This window comes from Mesorhizobium sp. M7A.F.Ca.US.002.01.1.1 (genome assembly GCF_004022955.1).
Classification (GTDB): domain Bacteria; phylum Pseudomonadota; class Alphaproteobacteria; order Rhizobiales; family Rhizobiaceae; genus Mesorhizobium; species Mesorhizobium ciceri.
In genome coordinates this window covers 22,478-41,689 of the sequence record NZ_RZQE01000007.1, presented here as the reverse complement: position 1 = coordinate 41,689, position 19,212 = coordinate 22,478, and the positions used below count along the sequence as shown (strand labels likewise).

Here is a 19,212-nt window from a genome sequence, read left to right as displayed (position 1 = left end):
CACCTCTTCGCTTTCAAGCCGCATAACCGATAGCCATCGCCCTAAGTCAAGGGTTAGAGATTACCGGCAGGCAGGTATGCAAGCGGGCCATCCTCGGAAACTATATAACCGCACGACTAGCTGTGAGCTTTCGGGAGGTTGTCCATTCGGACCGGACCGGGGAGACTGGAGTTACCAAGCTTCAGCACTCACCGGAGGGTCCGAATGAACATCCATAAGAATGCCCGTCTCACACCGCTGCGTCGAGAGGAGATGGCGCTGTCGGTGATAGAAGGCGCTTTCTCCAAAGCCCATGCGGCGCGTGTCTACGGCGTGTCGGCCAAGATCGTGGCGCGCTGGGTCGAGCGCTACAAGTCCGAAGGGCGGGCCGGCATGATCGACCGTTCCTCGCGGCCCGCCAATATGCCGCAGGCCACCGCTGCGTTGATCGCCGAGCGCATCATGGCGCTGCGGCGGCAACGTTGGACCGGCAAGCACATCGCCCATGAGGTCGGCGTCTCGCCCGCCACCGTTAGCCGGGTTCTCAAGCGTGCCGGACTGTCGCGGTTGCGGGATATCGAACCGGCCGAGCCGATCCGACGCTACGAGCGCGAGCATCCTGGCGAGATGATCCATATCGATATCAAGAAGCTCGGTCGTTTCGAGCGCATCGGTCATCGCATTACCGGCAAGCGCACCGGCAATGCCAGCTCGCGCGGCAGCAGTTGGGAGTTCGTCCATGTCTGCATCGACGACGCCTCCCGCATCGCCTTCTCGCAGATCCTGCCCGACGAGAAAAAAGAAAGCGCCATCGCCTTCCTCAAGGCGGCGGTGGCCTACTACGCCAGCCTCGGCGTCACGATAGCCCGCGTCATGACCGACAACGGCTCCTGCTACAGATCAAAGGCCTTCGCCAAGGCCTGCCGCGATCTCGGCCTCAAGCACGTCAGGACAAGACCCTATACACCCAAGACCAATGGCAAGGCCGAGCGCTTCATCCAGACAGCACTGCGCGAATGGGCTTATGCCATCGCTTATCCGACTTCAGATCACCGCGCCGCAGAGTTGCCGGTCTGGCTGCACAGATACAATTGGCACCGTCCCCACGGGAGCCTAAAGTCCAAAACACCTATCAGTCGCCTCGCTCTAACCGAGGACAACCTGTTGAGGCTCCACAACTAGCTCGTCAGCGACGACACACCCGCTCGAGCACCCATAGACTATGATCACCGGCGCGGACTGGAAGAATACGGCTGCATCGCCCGAGCCGGCGGAACAGAAGATCTCGGCATCCAGTCAACGCTCGATACAAAGCGCGCGATCGAATGGCCCGAGCACAAGGGGATCAAAAAGCTTCTCAGACAATTGAGGACCCTTCGGACCCCAAAAGGGCTATAGCCTGATTTTGGGTTCGCACGCCTAGCTTCTTCTTGGCATTGTCCAAATGAAAAGCGATCGTGCGTGGCTTGATACCCAAGATGCGGCCGGTCACCCAGGCTGAATTACCCCGCGCTGCCCACCTCAGGCACTCATATTCGCGGGATGTCAGCGAAACCCCATCCACTGTTCGATCGCTCGGCAATTTGCGGCGAACGCAACGATGAAAGCAGGCCGCCATCAGTTGAAGAGCTTGTTCGTACCGCTCAGCGACCCGAAGAAATACTGGACGAGGCTCATCGGCGGCAAAAGTAACCGCAGCGATGCGGCCGCGGAGATCGACAATTGGGATCGTCAAACCGCAGCAGATGCTGAATTGAGCCGCCTCATCGAATAGCTGCTGTTGAGCCGGCGACATTTTATCGCCTCCCAAATTCGATCCCCAGTGAAACGGGCAGCCGCCATTTCGAGCACGCAAGACCACAGGATCGAGTTTCTCATACTGATTTTCCAGATACTGTCTGGTCCAGCGGGGTGGATAGTTTGAAATTAACCTCGGTTTGCCGGAAGGCCGTGCTGGCAAGGAGAGGTAGGCAAAGAAGATTAGGTCAAGTCGTCCGGCCGCCTCAGCCATGGCATCCCGGAAATCTGCCTCATCGATACTCTGTGACAGTCTTTCAAGGAATGTCTCGAAAACAAGTGGCATGTGCCTCGTCATCGTCGCGCTCGATTCTTCCTCTTTCTGCACGCCTTCCGGCTGCGTCGTGTATGTCCCGACAAACGTGATTGAATTCGCGGGCGTCGCTGGGCTGACCGGGCTCCAGAATGCTGCCACACTTTCGATCTTCGTCGGTCATCCCAATCATGCTGGGCTCACCCGATGGGCGTCTGGCAGACGCCTCATGATCTCAACAGCTCAATCAGAGAATCTCCATGCATTAAATCATGACCGCCCCTGCACCGACCAAATCAGGAGAAATCATCCTGCGCTGACCAAAAGCCATCATTGACCCCAGCTTTTGCAGGAATTTGGGTCGGCATTAGCATAACAATTCGGATAGCCGCTCATCCCCCACCCGGGGCGCCGTGATCCGCAAAGAAGTGTTGCGATGCTTTCTTTTCTTTGATAGGCAAATCGTCTCAACAATATTAAAATGCCTTTCCTTGTGAACGGGGTGGCGTGTGAGTATCGTCCTTCTATATACCTGACGTGATAAAATTCACCGCAATGATTATGGCCCGCTGCAATGATGTAAAGGGCACGTCTAAGCTCAATCTGCATCGGAACGTGCAGATGACCTTTACCAGACCCTCGATCCCGCACGGGCCATAATGATACTGATTACGTGGGTCAAAAAGGGCGCCCTGCCGGCGGGGAGGTACACCCGCAGGGCGCGCCGCACAGAGGTCCTGGTCGTTGGGCAACAGGACAGCGGCGGCAGAACTGATTCGGTTACAAATCGTGACTGAAATAGCCCGGAGCATGCTCAAGATCAGATATCTGGAATTCAACAGTTTTGGGTCTGCTCGGCGCAGTAGCGCGCAGGGACATGCCTGCCTCCGGACTCGCTCCTTCGCGATCGCAAAATCATACGGCACCCTCGGCCTTCAGCGCGCGATAGGTGGTATCGACCGACTTTACCGTCGCGTCGACAATGATGTCGATCTCTTTTCGGGTAATGATCAGGGGGGGGGCATAACCGAGGATGTCGCCATGCGGCATGGCCCGTCCGATGACACCATTCTCAAACAGAGCAGCTGCAGTGCGCACCCCGACCTGAAGGTCGGGTTCGAATGGTATCCTTTGTTTTGGGTCCCGCATCATCTCTACGGCCGACAGGATACCCACTCCGCGAACTTCACCAACGATGGGATGTCCCGCCAGCTCGGCCTTCATCCGGTCTTGCCAATACGGTCCAACATCGCGGACATGCTCCAGAATATTTTTTTCTTTAAGCAGTCGAATATTGGCGAGCGCGGCTGCGGCACAAAGCGTGTGCCCCGAATATGTCCAGCCGTGGCCGAGTGCGCCGTGCTTCTCAGTTCCTTGTTCCAAAACCGACCAGACACGGTCGCCAATGATTGACCCGGAGATGGGGAGGTAGGCGGAACTCAAACCCTTTGCGATGGTCACGAAATCCGGACGCATGTTATACAGGTGGGAACCGAACTTCTCGCCGGTTCGCGCGAAGCCACAGACCACTTCATCCGCGATTAGAAGGATATCGTATTTGTCGAGCACCGCTTGAATGGACGTCCAGTACCCTTTGGGGGGCGGCACAATACCTCCTGTCCCAAGTACCGGCTCTCCGATAAAAGCTGCAACCGTTTCCGGTCCTTCGGCCAGGATCAAGGCTTCAAGCTCATCGGCACAGCGCCGGGAGAACGCTTCCTCGCTCTCCTCGACACGCGCCTGGCGGTAATAGTGCGGCGTGGTTGTATGGCGCACCAAATCCAGAGGCAGGTCGAAGAAATTGTGAAAGAAGGGAAGGCCAGTTAGGCTACCCGTGACCAATCCAGACCCGTGATAGCCGCGATTTCGCGAGATGATCTTTTTCTTTTCGGGCCGGCCAAGAATGTTATTATAGTACCAGACCAGCTTGATGTTGGTTTCGTTGGCATCGGAACCGGAGAGGCCGAAATAGACCCTTCGCATGTTCTGACCGAAATACTCGACCACGGCCTCTGCCAACAGGGCGACCGGCTCCGTACCTTGGCTGGCATAGACGTGCGCGAACGGCAATTCGTGTGCTTGCCTGGCAATGGCCTCGGCGATCTCCGTGCATCCATATCCCATGTTGACGCAGTAGAGTCCTCCGAAACCGTCGAGGCTCCTTCGGCCTTCGGTGTCCCAGATATAGACGCCTTCCGCACCGGCCATAATCCTATTTGGCGTTTCGCCTCGGCTGTGCTTGGCCAGATGCGTAGAAGGATGGAAGACGAAGCTTCTATCCTTCTCCCGGAGTTGCTCGGTTCCCAGATTGCTCAAGCGCATGTCCCTCTCCTCGCGATAAATTGGCGGAGGGCACTCGGCCAGCCACCTGTTTAGCAAATAGCATACCGGAAACGTCCCTTGAGTTTCTCGGGAATGCAGGTTATTCGCCGTGAAATTCGCGGGATCGGCCCGAATTGCCGTGAAAACTAAGGCGTCACCTTCGCCTTAGCCGAGGGTCGGGGGCGCGTCCTGCAAACACGAACAGCTTACGACGCGCATGCGCCCAGCATAGTGCCCGATTAGCGGGCGATATTGACGGATGAATAGCGCTCGGGACGCTGTTCCCGCCGGCCGCGCGAGGCACGATAGAGCGCCGGCGGCCATGTTCCGCCGAACTGCCGGTCATCCCTTACATTCTGACGGTCCGGATCGGTCTTGCCCTTCCCAAGGGTGGTAATGAGGTGATCAGGGGCAAAGCACATTCGCCTCGATCAGCAGGCAGCGGGTTCCGTGCCGCGGCACAGGCTCCAACCTGGTTGGCCAGCGCTGAGAGGCTGAGGTCGTGCCCTCGCGCATATTGATAGCTTTGGCGGTGCGGCGGCTGGTGCTCGGCAGACTTCTCGAAGGAGCATAGCCAGAAGGTTCGGCCCGGCAAAGACGCGCGGCGAGAGCTCCTTGCCATTGACATCTTGATTCGCAGCCGACCAGCGCCGCCAAGTTCTATCGTCAGCGTGTTGCCTTTCTTGCGATCGCAAATTCGTGGTTGCTGCGCAGGGCGAGCCGAGCTGCGGCTCGCAGGAGGGGGCGAGCCGACAGAATTGCGCGGCCTGAAAAGCTGCCTCCATCAATGCTGGCCGCTCGTGCAGTCTCGAAACGCTGGATCAAGCCTCAAACATCGAACAGCCGCTCCTTTTCCTCGCGAAACCAGCGCCCTCGCGCGACATGATCTTGTCTGACGATCCGACGCTTCGAGCGGGGCTCCTCTAATAGGTTGCACATGACCTGCAGCTTTCAGCCAAACTCAGCAAATCGGACGTCGTGCTCTTCTTATCATCGCTCGGCAAGCTCGGAACACGCTGGCGGACGTTGCTAAGGCTAGTCGCCGCCAGCGGATGGCGAGGATGTTTGGGCGGCTAAGTGCTTTTAGGTGGCGATTATAAGCCGAGATCGCGATAGGTGCTTTCGCCATAGCTCCTGGCGCCATCGCCACGCTGAGCGTTTGAAAGCCGATGAAATTCGCTCGGCCAATTGGCTAGCGCGTGCTTGATGGCCTTCATCTTGAACGGCACGTGCACAACACATTTGTCCCTGATGATAGGCGGACAGCTCACATCTTGTTGCCGCGAGCCGTTAAGGTTTGCTGCGATTATCGGCAGACCTAGATCAAGAGCCAATTCCATTTCCCAGCGCACGAAGCGAAAAAGGTTTTTCGTCTTCTCACCGATCAGGACAAGTACCTGGCTCGATCCATTCATTCTGTTGCGAAGATTGCGTTTAACATAATCTTCGTCCTGTGCTCGGCTCGTCATATTGTCCAGATCGTGAGCGTTCGCGAATTCAAAACTCACATTCTCGCTGGCGTTCCACCCTTTCATAAAGCGGTATGCCCAAGCGTCTTCATCGCCGTCAAATATTACATAGGTCGGATCGCTGTATGCCATTGTTGTCTCTTAGTTGTTTTGACGAGCAACCCACTGGGTGTGCTCCCGTGAGAAAGCCAGTTCGGCTTCGTTCACCGCGGCGGAGAATGCCTCATCCGAGTTGGCGTCCGTAATAAGGTCGGCAGTCAAGCCGATCTCGTGAGCTGTCAACGTGTAAGCCGATGCCAATTCGTTAAATTTCTTGATCTGGGTCCACCCAATAAGGGAGGCGGCGATGACAATTAGCGGCTCGGTCGGCCAGCCTGGCATCGCGGGGTCAGCGATGCGTACTACGATGAACGAGAATCCCAGAGCGTATGCAAAAATACCAAGGCCCATCCAGACTTTCGCGGACCTCTTGTTCGAGCGCGCCTTCTTCTCGTACCACTTCCGTTGGTCGCAGATTCGTCTCTGCAGATATAGGTCTTTTCTTTCTTTTAGCGGGGAGTCCCTTATCGACATCATCTGGTCGGTTGTTTGGGGGGATGCTGAATCGGTGCCGCTCAACGCGCTACCAAGGTGACGATTGCTATCAAGGATACCTTCCATGAGCTTTCGAAAATCAGCTCTGGCGTCAGCGGCGCGCGCGTCATCGAACGGCTGTGCTCGCATCGCGAAGCGCCAAGTCAATGTCTTCACCGACTCTGCCAGAGCTCGAGCCTGATACCAGACCTGCTCGGGCTTTGTGACCGACCGGAAAATGAGGACTCCCATTGAGCAAAGAAATACCGCAGCATAGACACCGAAATAGGCTTTTGATGGCGACAAGTCCAAAGAGAGCACCGACGCTAAAAAAAGAAGAACGTACTCTGCCCGGATCAGGCGCAGAAACGTCGCCTGCTGCTCGTTGGATGCCACGTCGGCGCTATTATAGAGTCCAGGATATTTCATTTTTGAAGCACACCAGTCTATTTTGTGGCGGTAAATTCTTTAAGCCAGGATTTGGCAAACGTGAGGTTAGCAGTCGAGCTTACAGAGCCTATTCTTGAGCGAGGCGCGGTCCCTCTGTTCATAAACAGGAATGCAGGTCCTGTCCCATCAATGTAAGGGTATAGGCCCAAAAATTCTTGCCCGGAGAATGTTTCCGAAGAATTTTTTGCCACGGGCAGAACCGCTACCGCGGTCCGAAACCCATCGAAAAAGCCAAGCTCCCAAGGCATCCATCTGGATCCTGGAGAATTGTTTGAATGCACATAGATTAGCGTCTTTGACTGCCTCATACGGGTCCGCAGCAACTCGGCGGTGGCCGAGGAGACTTTTGTGCGGTCCAGTTGTGAATCTTCGACCCAATCTACGTAAGCAGTGAACCCAAGCTCCTCGAAAATTCGCTTCACACCGAGAACGATCTCTGCGTCCTTGAAAGAATGTGACAGAAAAACGTCGAATGACGATCTGGCTGTAGCTGCGGCCGTCTCTTCCTTTAGAACGATCGATGCGGCTCTATGTCCTCGACTGGCATTCGCAACTCTTTTCAGCTCTGCCTCGGTCAGTAGCACTATTCAAATCCCCCCATGATCTGTTCGCAATCTATGAACTTGACGCCCATTCGATTAAGCGACCCTTGTCTTGTGAAAACTGGCACCATGCTCTCCAGCCGGTAGCGCAACCTCCACCTTCTCAAAGACCACGTCGGGTGGCAGGAGTGACCGGCCTTGTCACCCACCTACGCGATCCCGGCACAGCCATGCTCCTCGCTTAGAAGGCTGCGGAGACCAGCAATGTCAAACAGGACAGACGATCTCCTAATCTCGAACAGCAACGAACTTAGGACGTAAAAACGCGATCTCCGAATGTCCGCAGGCGTCGAGGGCCGGGTTGGTCGCCAAGGCCGAGCGGGCCAGCTTGCACTCCCGCTACCCGTCGGCTTGCCAAACCCTCGCTGTAGATTTCGCCCCCTACACGGATGCGCTGACCGCGACTAAGCTCAATCGCCACTGATCGCCAATCCAGGGCGAAAGTTCCCCCCTTGAAGTAGCGGTAGAGGCATTTTTCGGCACTTCGCATCTTAGATATGGACGCCTCCTCAACCAGGCACGATCCGGTTTGGCTTCTCGCCGTAACCGTGCTGGGCAAGTGCGTCCGATGGCTGCTTCGATCCTCTCCTGGAATAGATCGGTTCCAGATTGCTCAAGCGCATCGTCCTTGCTCGCGATCAACTGGCGGATAGCGCTCGGCCACCTTTTTCCAGCAATTAGTATACCGCAAATGTCCCTTGAGTTTCGTCGGAATGGGTGCCTTTTGCCGACGAATCTACGGGATCCGTGCCAAACGCCGTTGAAACTTAGCTTTTGGGTTACCGTTGCCTCAGGGCGGACAAAGGTATCGGTGAATTGGACTTCACTGGTTTCGTGACGACAAGGCTATAGTATTGATCAATCCCCAAGCCTGCCTGCAGCAGTCCCTCCATGAAATCCTGATAGGCGGCCATAGAACGAGATGCGACCCGCATCAGATAATCCACGCGCCCCCCAATTGCCCAGCAGTCCAGGATTTCCGGAATGTCTTGGATAGCAGTTTCGAAGTGTCGTTGGTCCTCAAGACGATGACGATCCAGCACGACCTCCACCATCACAAAGATCATGCCGCCGATGAGGGCAGGACTCAGCCGCGCATAAAATCCCTCAATAATCCCCGCGGCCTTGAGTGCTCGGAGCCGCTCCGAACAGGCGGACGCCGAAAGATGAACTCGTTTTGCAAGCTCACTTTTTGAAATCCGACCGTCTGCCTGAATTTCGGAGAGGATCCGCAGGTCCCAACTGTCGAGTTGCACGGGATCGGGTTTCGACTTCATAACCTATGCTCTCAGCGATGACATCGCGTTGTGTGCCGATCAATTCTATCATCAATTGAAACGAGCGAATGTAGCAGTGGAAGGCATCCGTTCCAGGCCCGAGATGTGCCAGAATGGGGTACGAAAATCAGCTGAGGGTGAGCGATCCGCTGAGAAAAGCTGCAGAAGTAATTTGGCTATCGCCCCAACGCCCAACGGGGCAATGGTGCAGCTGGAGAGAATAGTCGGCGGCGGCGGAGACCATGATAAATAGATAACCGATTTTCTTGAATCTCGCTGCCGTACTTGATAGACGCGCGACTGCATTCGACCCTCGATCGCATGGACGGCATACTCAATGCAGTATTCACTCGCACATTCAACTATTAGGGTGAATTGAAGGCCTTGCTTGGCCGGCTCGCCGAGGCGCAGGGCACCGCAAATGCCGCTCGTCTTATGGCTTGCCCGATAATTTGGCGCTCGGGTCTGGCCGAAATCGCCCAACCGGAAAGACTCAAACACCGATGTTGCGTGCGATGCTGTCGGCTGCCATACGCTTACGCCACTCAAGAGGCCCGGAATTGTGAATGGAGTTTCCCTCAACATCGACAGCCATGACGACGGGCATGTCCTGCACATCGAATTCATAGATGGCTTCCATGCCCAGGTCTTCAAAGGCGACAATCCGCGCCGCCTTAATCGACTTTGAAATCAGGTACGCAGCGCCACCCACTGCAGCAAGGTATGGCGTTCTGTGTCTTACAATCGACGCGATGGCCGCCGGTCCCCTCTCCGCTTTGCCCACCATCGCGAAAAGGCCGGTTTCGGCGAGCACCTTGTCCGTAAAATCGTCCAAGCGGCTGGAGGTTGTTGGACCGGCGGGTCCAACGACTTCATTCCTCACTGCCCGGACGGGACCGACGTAGTAGATCACGCGGCCCCTCAGATCGACTGGGAGCGGCTTGCCGGCATCAATCAGTTCGACCATTCGTTTGTGGGCAGCGTCACGGCCCGTCAGCATCTTTCCAGAAAGCAGGAGCGTTTCACCGCAGCGCCACGATGCCGTCTCTTCCTTCGTAAGCGTATCTAAATTGACCCGCCGGACGCCGGCTGGGTTCAATTCGTCGGCTCCGATGTCGGGCCATTCGCGCAAATCGGGCGGCTGGAGGCTGATGGGTCCAGAGCCGTCCAAAGTAAACTTCAGGTGCCGGTTGGCGGCGCATTGCGGGATGAGCGCCACAGGCTTGGACGCTGCATGAGTAGGATAGGTCGCAACCTTGACGTCAACGACTGTCGTCAGACCACCAAGGCCTTGGGCGCCGATACCAAGCGCGTTGATCCGCTCATAAAGCTCAATCCGCAGCCCCTCTTCTGCGCTTGACGCCCCCCTTGCGATCAGTTCCGCCATATCTATGGGCTCGTTCATGGCCTCCTTGGCCAGCAGCATCGCCTTTTCAGCGCTACCACCGATGCCGACAGAGATCAGTCCAGGTGGACACCACCCGCTGCCAAGGGTCGAAACGGTATTGACCACCCAGTCGGAAACGGAGGCGGTGGGATTGAGGGTGGTAAAACGTGCCTTGTTCTCCGACCCGCCGCCTTTCGCGGCGATGGTGATCTCAATCTGGTTACCTTGCACCAGGTCGACATGGACAACTGCCGGTGTGTTGTCGCGGGTGTTGACCCGTCTAGCGAGGGGATCCGCAACGATCGATGCCCGAAGGGGATTGTCCGGATCGAGATAGGCTTGACGTACGCCCTCATTCACAAGATCCGCGAAACTGGCTGTTGACTTAATGCGGGCATCCATGCCGACCTTTGCGAAGACAACCACAAGTCCGGTGTCCTGACAAATCGGGCGCCGCCCAAAGGCCGCCATGCGGGAGTTCAGCAGAATCTGACCTATGGCATTCTTCGCCGACGGGCTCTGTTCTCGCGTGTATGCGTGAGAAAGAGACCGGATATAATCTGGAGGATGATAGTACGAGATGTACTGAAGGGCGTCGGCGACGCTCCTTGTGATGTCGCTACCGGCCATGGTCCGTGTTCTGTTTCCCACCGGATTTTATCCAAATGAACCGAGGCCATTGACCATTTTCAGAATCTGGAAGCTTCGCACCCCCTGCTCGCCGCCTTCATATCCATAGCCGCTTTGTTTGACTCCTCCATAAGGGGCATCAGCGGAAACCCCTTTCAGGTAATTCACACTAACAGCGCCCGCAGAAAGACCGCCCACAAGCCTCTGTTGCGTATCGGCCGCGCCAGTAAACAAGTAGGCGGCCAGACCGTACTCCGTGGCGTTGGCTTCATCGATCGCCTCTTCGATCGTATCGAAAGGAGCCACGGTGAGAATTGGTCCGAACGGCTCTTCATGAAGCACTCTCGCTTCCTTCGGTACGCCAGTCAGGATGGTTGGCGGCCAGTAAAACCCCGGTCGGTCAAGGGGGATGCCACCGGTCTCGATTTGGGCGCCGCCCTCTACCGCATCTTTGGTCAGGCGTTGCATGGCCTCGATTCGCCGCGCGTTTGCCATGGGACCCATCTGCGTTGCAGGGTCATCCGGTGGACCGATCCTGATTTTTCGGACCGCCTCCGTCATCCGGAACAGGAATTCCTCATAGCGGGATCGGGCGACAAGAATCCTGCTGGGCGCATTACAACTCTGGCCCGCGCACTCGAATTTGTATTCCGAAATAGCCGGTATCGCCGTTGCCAGGTCGGCATCTTCGCACACAATAACCGGGGAATGTCCACCGAGCTCAAGGATGCAGCGCTGCAGATTATTCGCGGCCAGTGTGGCCAGCTGTTTCCCAACAGCGGTCGACCCCGTGAACGTCAAGACTTTGACAATTGGCGAACTGAGCAGATGCCGTGATATATGCACAGGAACACCGAACACCAGGTTGACCACGCCTTCCGGTATCCCTGCTTGACGCAAAGATTCCACGACATGGACAGCCACGCTTGGCGTCTCTTCGGCCCCTTTGAGGATCACCGGGCAGCCTGCCGCCAGCGCGGGGGCGAGCTTGCGGGCGATGAGAACGGCTGGATAGTTCCACGGCGTAAAGGCAGCGACGACACCGAGGGCCTCCGGGACGATCATCCTGTTCGGACCCAACGGAATCGGGGTCGACAACTCATCGGCATGCCGGCCATTCCATTCCAGCGTTTCGACTGCGCGCGCGTACTCTCCTGTTGCTTCGGCAATCGTCTTTCCCTGTTCGGACGACAGGTCCCTGGCTGCGGCGCCAGCTTTCTCAGCCAGATTGCTGGCGGCAGAGACGAGGATCTCGCCACGCTCTTTGGCGGGGCGTGAGGACCACGCCTTGCGGCTGCGTTCTGCCGAAGCAAGAGCTTCATCCAAGTCTGGAACCGTAGCCGAGGCCACTGAGGCAAATACCTTCTCCGTCGCCGGGTTGATCACCGGCAAAGTGGCTCGGCTACCACCGGCTCGCCATTTGCCATTAATGAAGAGCTCGTAGCTCCTGGCGTGGGACATCGCGGGCTCCACTTGTGATTCTGGCCATGCGAGCGCCGTTTCAATTTTCGAAGCCGCTGAGCTCGCTTGAGCCAGTTTCATCGCGATGGTCGCAGCGGGTCAAATATCGATTAGTGCCTAAATCCATCTGGAATCCAGATCGATCTGTTCCGACAGGAAGGAAGTCATGCCGTTGTTTACAGATCGATGGTTCTCAGGTCGCGTCAGGAGCCGATGCTACCCAGCCCCGGCTCTCAATCAATTCTCTGGCGACCTTCGGAATGAGCTTGCGGACCGCAGAAACGGCCGCAGAACGCTCATCTTTGGGATTTACAGCAAGCACCACGGAGCGGGTAATTACCGGATCGACTATCTTGACCGTCCGGACCAGCCCTTGAGAGGCTTCTTTCTGAACGGCAGACGGGGCGAGAATAGAATGCGCTTTTCCCTCTACGACCATGTTGATGATCGTTGAGAGCGAGTCCACTTCAAACTTGACGTCCATCGCGCAACCGTGTTGTGCGACGACATCAGCCACCGAACGCCTGACATTGTTGTTGCGCATGGGAACCGCCAGGGGGAATGCATGCAGGTCGGCCAGAGATATCGCATCTTCAAACGGTGGCTCGCCGGACGGAACCACCAGACAAAGGTCTTCGCGCGCTAGCACAGTCATTCGCCCCACACTGTCCGCAGTGCGGTACAGAACCGCCAGATTGAAGCGTCCAGCCGCCATCCATTCCTCTAGCGGTCCCGTCATACCCTCGACCATCTTGAGGGACACCTTGGGCAGTTCGTGTCTTACCGTCTCAAGCAGCGGACCGCTCAGGACGCGAGCAGCTCCAGACGGAATGCCAATAGTCACCTCCCCGGCGGGGGAAGCGGCTGTGTTGGTCAATTCCACCTCGGTAATTCGAATTTCTTTGAGAATCGCCCGCGCCCGCTCCAGGAGTTTGGCTCCTGACGCCGTCACGCTCACGCCGGTCCTGTCGCGTATCAGCAGCTGAGTGCCGAAGCCTTCCTCCAATTGGCGCACATGCAGACTCAGCGCACTCTGGGCGACATTCAGAAAGCCAGCGGCCTTCGTGAAACTGCCTGCTTCGACCACGCCAACAAAGTATCTTAACTGCCTGATTTCCACGGGTACTCTTCCGAGGGCGGACTGCAATGATGTAATCTATCTCGAAATGTGATGGCGCGACAGCAATAATTGCAGAGCGACATGACGCCTAACTGTCGTGTCATCTCAGTGTGGTTTGACCAAAACCGTAACCTATGTGTCCAGAATGGACCCAACCCGCCGAGGCTTCAACCGGCCAACTCGGCGCCCTGATCCATGGAGATGATTTCTCGGACCCTTCGAATAACCGGTAGATCGACCATCTTCCCGTCCAATGTGAACGCGCCTTTGCCTTGCGCCGTCGCATCTTTTTCGCCGCGAGGACACGACGGGTCCCTCGAGTTCTTGTGCGCTTGGTGAAAAGCCCCATCGATGTTTAAATGGATCGCCTGCGGCCCCACGAAGTTATCATTGTCTAAGAATCGCCGATGCTTCCTATCGAGCCGAGACTGCCGCATGGGGAACAGAACGGAAAGGTTCGGCGTCAAAAGCAGGTCGAGTTCTGGGGCACCGCCAACAGCTGCACTGAAGTCTTCAGTACCAAGCGCCATTGCAACCAGCGGCGCTAACAAGATGGGAAAGGAGGTCATTGCTATTGCCGCTGGCGGACTTCGGCCGGCCACCCCATTTCCTCTTCCGAGAGGTGAATTGTCCAACCAACCCTGCTGACTAATGACGAGCATGATCGTATCGTCAACGTGTCACAGAATTGCTTGCAAGCTCACGGCCTCAGCTGGGCCAACGAACATTGAACTCCGTGGACGAAGCCTGGACCCGTCGTCATCCAAGTCAATCCGCGCCTCGATGAGGGGACAGATCCTCAATTGGTTCAGCTGGCTTGCAGTATTGCACCTAGCAGTCACGGCGAGGACTGGGATTTGCGAAGAAGGCATTCTCGCAGTGCGGCCGTACGGTACCTCATTCCTGGCACACTGGATTAGATCGCTGGCGACATTAAGATCAGGTGTGACCGAGGTGAAATTTTATGTCGAAAACCTGAAGGCAGGGCGTCAGGCAGGGCGATTACAGAGATCCTATCGGACATGTCATCGCAGTTTCATCCACCATTGCTCGACCGAGGCGACACTCATCGTCCCATCAACCTAATCCATTGGTCGATCACGCCGTTCACGACCCTTGGCGAAGAAGGAATCAGCAGCCCCTAGGCTCAATTGGAAAGCGGGGCGGGGTCCATACGTATCTTCGTTTCCGGGCACCTCATGCTAATGAAGCCGCGACAACAGGTTGGTTATGCACCCAGGTGCTGGCCAATCCGGCTTGACTGGAAAGTTTCATACCCAGGCCTGGCACAGGCGAGCGTGATGCCGCTCTCGCTATGTTGGACCGCAGACGCCGCGACGGCGCATCGACTGGCGCTGGCGAAGCCTAGGACGCGCCAGTCAAGGACCTGCAAAGAGCAAGATCACGCCGCGCGTTGCCTTCAACGCCCATTTGAGCAGAAAGCAACAAGCCTCGCGTATAGCGATCGATGACCGCACGAAGCGCCATCCGGGCTATGATCTCAGTCAGCACTGCCCTAAGGGGTCAGAGGAGGGTTCGGTCAGTCAAGACCTCAGACGGCATGGCCAAGGTCAAGCTGCGAGGATGTGCCACCGCGGGCGCGGCATAACTTGGCGGGCTACAATTTGGTTCGCTTGCCCAGGCTGCTGGCAGCGCCGGTAGTCGGCCGCGCCGGACTGGCACCTACGTCTGGTCCATGAACGGTTGCTTTAGCAAAACCGAAGTCCTCGCCAAAACTCTTCGCCGACGTGCGACGACCGCGCCGGTGCTCGTTCCGGGGTCGGCAAGACGAAGACAGGCCTACTCTGGATTTATGCCCGCGATGACTGATTAGGGAGGGAGCGGACCGCCGGGCGTCTTATGTCTATGCGCCGGACCGAAAAGGCCCAGCGTGCGATCGCTCATCTCGCAGGCTCTCTACCGGAACTTGCAGGTCGACGGCTATAGCGGGCCATCGCTTGCTGGCCGACGAAAAGCGGCTTCACGCTCGCCTTCTGCCATGCCGCGCCCGATCGAGGCGCTAAGAAGGATCCGCGAACTCTAAAAGATCGAGGATGACATCCGTAGCCGAGGCCAACGAGGCCTTGCTGCACGCAGGCAAAAAGTGCTCAACCATCACGGCACTGGACCCAGGGCGGCTAGAGAAGCTCGGCCAAATCAGTCAGAAGACCAAGCTCACAGCGGCGATCCCCTACACGCTCTCGCGCTGGGAAGCGCCTCTCGCGCATCCTGGACGAGGCCATATCAAGATCGACAGCAACGTGGTCGAACGCTCAATCATACGCAACTCTTTTTGCAGCTCCGGCGGTGGCGCTGAGCACTGGTCAGTCATCGTGTCGCTGGGTGATCGCCGGGATTGGCCGGATAGCCTGAAGCTAAGGCCGTCGAGCCAGACCCTCTGACCTGCCACTGAACTTTCAACCAGTGGCGATTAGCCTCGGCCGTTTCTGTTATGGCGCGGTTTGAGCAACGGGCGGAGGCGCGAAGCCTTCATTGAGTGCAGCGTCGGAGCCGGTTGCGGCGAGGGTTCCGGCGAAGACCGCCGGGGTCAAATAGCGAGCGAGGAATGCGGCCTCACGGTGTTGAACAACACCAGGAAAGAACACCCACAGGACCGAGGAACGCAAGTTTCTTTATCCGTGGCATCCTTGGGCCGGGCGTTGTGTTCACGTTCATGAGGTGATCGAGAACGCCGACCGGGAGGTTTTCCGCTGCAGTCTCTCCCGCCACGCCTCCGATCGGTGGCTGGAAGTTCCGGCCTGGATGTTTGATCGCGGTCTGCACCGCGTGGCGCATTGCCCTGCCCCACATATCGATCCCAGAACGCTTGGCGTCTTGGTGACACTGCTGCAGGACCCGACGGCCAATTCCCACACCCCATCGCAATTGGAGGATTCGGGCGCAGCATCGGGTCCTCACGAAGCGAACCGGGGAGAGGTCCATACCGCGCCAGCCTACGACATATCAGTTCGATCTTCTCCAACCCGCACGACGCGCAGACCGCGCAGATGCCGCCATTCGCTCGCGCAGCCGCCGTAAGGCGCGAGATGCTGGCGCTGATTCCGGGTGCACACGAAGGCTACGTCGGCTGGGAAAGGCGGAAGCGATCCGCAAGATGGTGAGCGACCACGTGCCCACGAGCCGGCATCACGGGGCGCCCAAGCATGGCGACGCTCTGCTCGCCGACCTTGTCCGCTGCCGGCGCTGCGGCCGCGAGCTGACGGTCCGCTACACGGGAACCAAGCACAACATTCCGCGCTATTCCTGCTGGCGTGGTCTGCTTGACAATGGCGAGCCGCGTTGCATCGCCTTCGGTGGACTCGCGTCGATCGAAGGCGTTCATCCTCTGCCGGACGGTCCATGGGTCTTCAGCCGATCAACGCTTGACGAACCGGCGGCTCAGCGCATCGTTCATCGCGCGCGGCAAAACCCAAAATACCCCATGGGATCGCATCCAGATCAGCAAAACCTATTCACTCAAATGACATAGACAGATGAGTGTTATGAACAGGATTTAGGTCCTGCCTCCATTCGGCAGTGGCACTGCGGGCGTGGTCGAGGCCGAAGAACAGGCCATCGTTCAACAGCTCGTCTCGCATTCGGCCGTTGAGGGAATCGCGTAGCCATTTTGCATCGGCTTGCCCGGCGCGGTGTAGTGCCATTCGCTCCTGTTCAGCCGCTGATAACAGGCCAGTCAGTTGTTGCCCACAAGAATCAGGATCTCGTGGGCGCGCCGCACCACTGGCGGATCTATCATTTTGCCATTCAACGAGAATGCGGACAGTCCACGCGTGGCGGCATCATTTGCCGCCGCGACAACTTTATGGGCCCACTCGAGCTCCTGGGCGCTTGGCGAGAAAGCCTCATTGAATATGGCCACCTGTGTCGGATGGATCGCCAAAGCTCCGGCAAAGCCAAGCCGCCGCGCCCGCACCGCGGCCTCACGAAGTTTATGCGTGTCCGAGAACTCGCCGATGCTTCCTATGAAGCCCAGCGGGAGCAAGCCGGCCGCGCGGGCGGCAAACAGAACAGAAAGGTTCGGCGTCAAAAGAAGGTCGAATCCTGGGGCGCCGCCAACAGCGGCGCTGAAGTCTTCAGGGCCAAGCGCCATTGCGACCATCCTTGGATGCGCCGACGCAATGGCCGCAAGCCTTTGCAAGGCGCCCGGGGTCTCAATCTGGGCAAGGAACCGGATGCCTCCCTGCGGAAGATTTCTTTCACGTTCTAGTTCCGAAACCGCATTCGCGATCTCTATAACCCACTCTGCCGAATCCGTCTTCGGAAGAACCAGTGCGTCAACACCCGCCATCACGGCTGCATCGAGATCGGCCGCCAAGGCGCGCAGACCATGATTCACGCGGACCAAAACAGATGCGCCTTTCCGGCCCACCTCTGCCACGCATTCAGGAAGCTGCTGCCGTGACTCTCCTTTCCGATCCTGGGGCACGGAATCCTCCAGGTCGAGAATGACGCCATCTGCGCCCCGCTCATGGGCCGTCTCTACAAAGCGCGGAACGTGAACAGGAACGAAGAGCAGGGATCTCCAGCGCGGTACAGACATCGCGCCTTCAACGGCCGCAAAGGTGTCCTTGATCATGGAGACGCCTTTGCGGCCGATTTTAGCGCGGGCGCTGCCAGTGAGCTTTCTAGGCGGCCGGTGCGCTGAAATGATCCGAGGTACACAGGCATTTTGTAAACCGCGAGCAGTCTCACCTTACTGAAACGCGCGCTCACGCTGACGCGGCTCTTTCGCGCAAAAGCGCCCGCACCTCCTCGCGGACAGCCTCGGTATGAGAGCCAAGAGCCGGGACTGGGCGAAGCGAGGGGAGCTCCGAGTTGAAAATCGCCGCCGGCGCTATCGTCTCGACGGCTCCATCGGGTGTTCCAACCTGCACCCTGCGAATGTGTGGATGCTTTGAAACATCCACCACTTCGTTCAGTCGGCCATATGCCAGGCCGGCCGCCTCGAGCTCCTGCATCGCATCGTGGCAGGATAGTTCAAAAAACCGCTGTTCAATGATCTCATCAAGTTGCGCACGATGAGCGAGGCGCTCCATATTGTCAGCAAAACCAGGTGCGCGTGTGAGCCCGGACTGCTTCAGGAATTTCTCGCAGAAATTCACCCATTCGCGGTCATTCTGAACCGAAAAGATGACCTCTTTGCCGTCGGCACAGCGATAGGCACCATACGGCGCGAGCGACGGGTGTTTCACGCCTGCGCGTACCGTCTGGTAGCCGCTGTAATCATTTTGCAAAACCGGCACGTTCATCCAGTCGGCGACGGCATCAAACAGTGACACCTGGATGCTGGTCCCTTCGCCGGTGACCTCGCGGTGGTACAGTGCCTGAAGAATGGCGCTGTGCGCTGTCATGCCCGCCGAGATATCGCAAACCGAGACCCCTACACGCGCAGGCCCCTGTTGGTTGCCGGTGATAGCGCATAGACCTGTTTCGGCCTGGACGATCAGATCGTAGGCCTTCAAATGGGAATACGGCCCTGACTCCCCGAAACCAGAAATGTCGCAGGTGATCAGCCGCGGATATCGTCGACGCAGATCAGCGGACGCGAACCCCAGTTTTTCTATGCTGCCCGGCTTTAGATTCTGGATGAAGACATCAGCACTGGCAATGAGCGTGTCGAGGACGGCGCGATCCGCCTCCAACCTCAGGTCTAGACAGACCGACTCCTTACCCCGGTTGAGCCAGACGAAGTACGCGCTCTGCCCCCGCACCAGCTTGTCGTAGTTTCGGGCAAAGTCCCCTTCGGGCCTTTCGACCTTGATCACCCGGGCGCCTGCGTCAGCAAGGCGAGACGATGCGTAGGGAGCTGCAACGGCCTGTTCGACCGCCACAACCGTGATGTCCTTGAGACTGTTTAGCATCAGGGCGCTT

At 57.6% G+C, this 19,212-nt stretch carries 14 protein-coding genes and 3 pseudogenes; 3 read left to right on the top strand and 14 right to left on the bottom strand.

The genetic code is table 11. The features are described 5' to 3' along the window. The first annotated feature begins 204 nt into the window (after nucleotides 1–204). Complete coding sequence (locus EN932_RS02130; protein WP_063169302.1) at nucleotides 205–1,161, top strand: IS481 family transposase; 957 nt, start codon at nucleotides 205–207, stop codon at nucleotides 1,159–1,161. A 175-nt stretch (nucleotides 1,162–1,336) separates the two neighbouring features. On the opposite strand, the gene EN932_RS02125 is transcribed toward EN932_RS02130, so the two are convergent. The 10 genes and pseudogenes from EN932_RS02125 to EN932_RS02080 form a co-directional block, all read right to left on the bottom strand. Next, nucleotides 1,337–2,074, bottom strand: coding sequence for a LuxR family transcriptional regulator (locus EN932_RS02125; protein WP_082826574.1), 738 nt, complete (start codon nucleotides 2,072–2,074; stop codon nucleotides 1,337–1,339). 870 nt (nucleotides 2,075–2,944) lie between these two features. Next, a complete protein-coding gene (locus EN932_RS02120; RefSeq protein ID WP_063169303.1) occupies nucleotides 2,945–4,351 on the bottom strand; it encodes an aminotransferase in 1,407 nt (468 codons plus the stop codon). Nucleotides 4,352–4,541: 190 nt separating this feature from the next. Further along, nucleotides 4,542–4,962: pseudogene (locus EN932_RS38685) on the bottom strand (transposase); the annotation flags it as partial. Nucleotides 4,963–5,445: 483 nt separating this feature from the next. Continuing rightward, nucleotides 5,446–5,952, bottom strand: a complete 507-nt coding sequence (locus tag EN932_RS02115) for a TIR domain-containing protein (protein WP_063169304.1) — start codon at nucleotides 5,950–5,952, stop codon at nucleotides 5,446–5,448. A 9-nt stretch (nucleotides 5,953–5,961) separates the two neighbouring features. Continuing rightward, entirely contained in the window at nucleotides 5,962–6,822 is an 861-nt protein-coding gene (locus EN932_RS02110; RefSeq protein ID WP_063169305.1) for a DUF4231 domain-containing protein, read from the bottom strand. A gap of 1,402 nt (nucleotides 6,823–8,224) precedes the next feature. Then, a complete protein-coding gene (locus EN932_RS02100) occupies nucleotides 8,225–8,722 on the bottom strand; it encodes an Lrp/AsnC family transcriptional regulator (RefSeq protein WP_063169306.1) in 498 nt (165 codons plus the stop codon). A gap of 493 nt (nucleotides 8,723–9,215) precedes the next feature. Beyond that, nucleotides 9,216–10,739, bottom strand: a complete 1,524-nt coding sequence (locus EN932_RS02095) for a fumarate hydratase (protein WP_063169307.1) — start codon at nucleotides 10,737–10,739, stop codon at nucleotides 9,216–9,218. 27 nt (nucleotides 10,740–10,766) lie between these two features. After that, complete coding sequence (locus tag EN932_RS02090) at nucleotides 10,767–12,200, bottom strand: NAD-dependent succinate-semialdehyde dehydrogenase (RefSeq protein ID WP_063170369.1); 1,434 nt, start codon at nucleotides 12,198–12,200, stop codon at nucleotides 10,767–10,769. Nucleotides 12,201–12,393: 193 nt separating this feature from the next. After that, on the bottom strand, nucleotides 12,394–13,320 hold the full coding sequence (locus EN932_RS02085; protein ID WP_063169308.1) for a LysR family transcriptional regulator: 927 nt from the start codon (nucleotides 13,318–13,320) through the stop codon (nucleotides 12,394–12,396). 167 nt (nucleotides 13,321–13,487) lie between these two features. Then, on the bottom strand, nucleotides 13,488–13,889 hold the full coding sequence (locus EN932_RS02080; protein ID WP_063169309.1) for a hypothetical protein: 402 nt from the start codon (nucleotides 13,887–13,889) through the stop codon (nucleotides 13,488–13,490). Nucleotides 13,890–15,374: 1,485 nt separating this feature from the next. Between EN932_RS02080 and EN932_RS02075 the strand changes: the two genes are divergently transcribed. Next, on the top strand, nucleotides 15,375–15,722 hold the full coding sequence (locus EN932_RS02075) for a transposase (RefSeq protein ID WP_063169310.1): 348 nt from the start codon (nucleotides 15,375–15,377) through the stop codon (nucleotides 15,720–15,722). Between the two features lie 48 nt (nucleotides 15,723–15,770). Here EN932_RS02075 and EN932_RS38680 read toward each other — a convergent pair. Next, nucleotides 15,771–15,907, bottom strand: a pseudogene (locus tag EN932_RS38680) (IS3 family transposase); the annotation flags it as partial. Nucleotides 15,908–16,435: 528 nt separating this feature from the next. Between EN932_RS38680 and EN932_RS38675 the strand changes: the two are divergent. Next, nucleotides 16,436–16,810, top strand: a complete 375-nt coding sequence (locus tag EN932_RS38675; RefSeq protein WP_063169311.1) for a zinc ribbon domain-containing protein — start codon at nucleotides 16,436–16,438, stop codon at nucleotides 16,808–16,810. 55 nt (nucleotides 16,811–16,865) lie between these two features. On the opposite strand, the pseudogene EN932_RS02065 reads toward EN932_RS38675, so the two are convergent. From EN932_RS02065 to EN932_RS02055, 3 genes and pseudogenes are all read right to left on the bottom strand, one after another. Continuing rightward, a pseudogene (locus EN932_RS02065) lies at nucleotides 16,866–16,990 on the bottom strand (integrase core domain-containing protein); the annotation flags it as partial. 24 nt (nucleotides 16,991–17,014) lie between these two features. After that, the gene (locus EN932_RS02060) at nucleotides 17,015–17,917 is read right to left on the bottom strand and encodes a CoA ester lyase (protein WP_210326668.1); all 903 of its coding nucleotides are present in this window, start codon (nucleotides 17,915–17,917) and stop codon (nucleotides 17,015–17,017) included. A gap of 133 nt (nucleotides 17,918–18,050) precedes the next feature. Next, entirely contained in the window at nucleotides 18,051–19,202 is a 1,152-nt protein-coding gene (locus tag EN932_RS02055; protein ID WP_063169312.1) for a CaiB/BaiF CoA-transferase family protein, read from the bottom strand. Nucleotides 19,203–19,212: the final 10 nt, after the last annotated feature.

Coding starts and splice junctions, on each gene's coding strand:
- EN932_RS02130 (WP_063169302.1), top strand. CDS start 205: ATGAACATCCATAAGAATGCCCGTCTCACACCGCTGCGTCGAGAGGAG.
- EN932_RS02125 (WP_082826574.1), bottom strand. CDS start 2,074: ATGACGAGGCACATGCCACTTGTTTTCGAGACATTCCTTGAAAGACTG.
- EN932_RS02120 (WP_063169303.1), bottom strand. CDS start 4,351: ATGCGCTTGAGCAATCTGGGAACCGAGCAACTCCGGGAGAAGGATAGA.
- EN932_RS02115 (WP_063169304.1), bottom strand. CDS start 5,952: ATGGCATACAGCGATCCGACCTATGTAATATTTGACGGCGATGAAGAC.
- EN932_RS02110 (WP_063169305.1), bottom strand. CDS start 6,822: ATGAAATATCCTGGACTCTATAATAGCGCCGACGTGGCATCCAACGAG.
- EN932_RS02100 (WP_063169306.1), bottom strand. CDS start 8,722: ATGAAGTCGAAACCCGATCCCGTGCAACTCGACAGTTGGGACCTGCGG.
- EN932_RS02095 (WP_063169307.1), bottom strand. CDS start 10,739: ATGGCCGGTAGCGACATCACAAGGAGCGTCGCCGACGCCCTTCAGTAC.
- EN932_RS02090 (WP_063170369.1), bottom strand. CDS start 12,200: ATGTCCCACGCCAGGAGCTACGAGCTCTTCATTAATGGCAAATGGCGA.
- EN932_RS02080 (WP_063169309.1), bottom strand. CDS start 13,889: ATGACCTCCTTTCCCATCTTGTTAGCGCCGCTGGTTGCAATGGCGCTT.
- EN932_RS02075 (WP_063169310.1), top strand. CDS start 15,375: ATGACATCCGTAGCCGAGGCCAACGAGGCCTTGCTGCACGCAGGCAAA.
- EN932_RS38675 (WP_063169311.1), top strand. CDS start 16,436: ATGGTGAGCGACCACGTGCCCACGAGCCGGCATCACGGGGCGCCCAAG.
- EN932_RS02060 (WP_210326668.1), bottom strand. CDS start 17,917: ATGATCAAGGACACCTTTGCGGCCGTTGAAGGCGCGATGTCTGTACCG.
- EN932_RS02055 (WP_063169312.1), bottom strand. CDS start 19,202: ATGCTAAACAGTCTCAAGGACATCACGGTTGTGGCGGTCGAACAGGCC.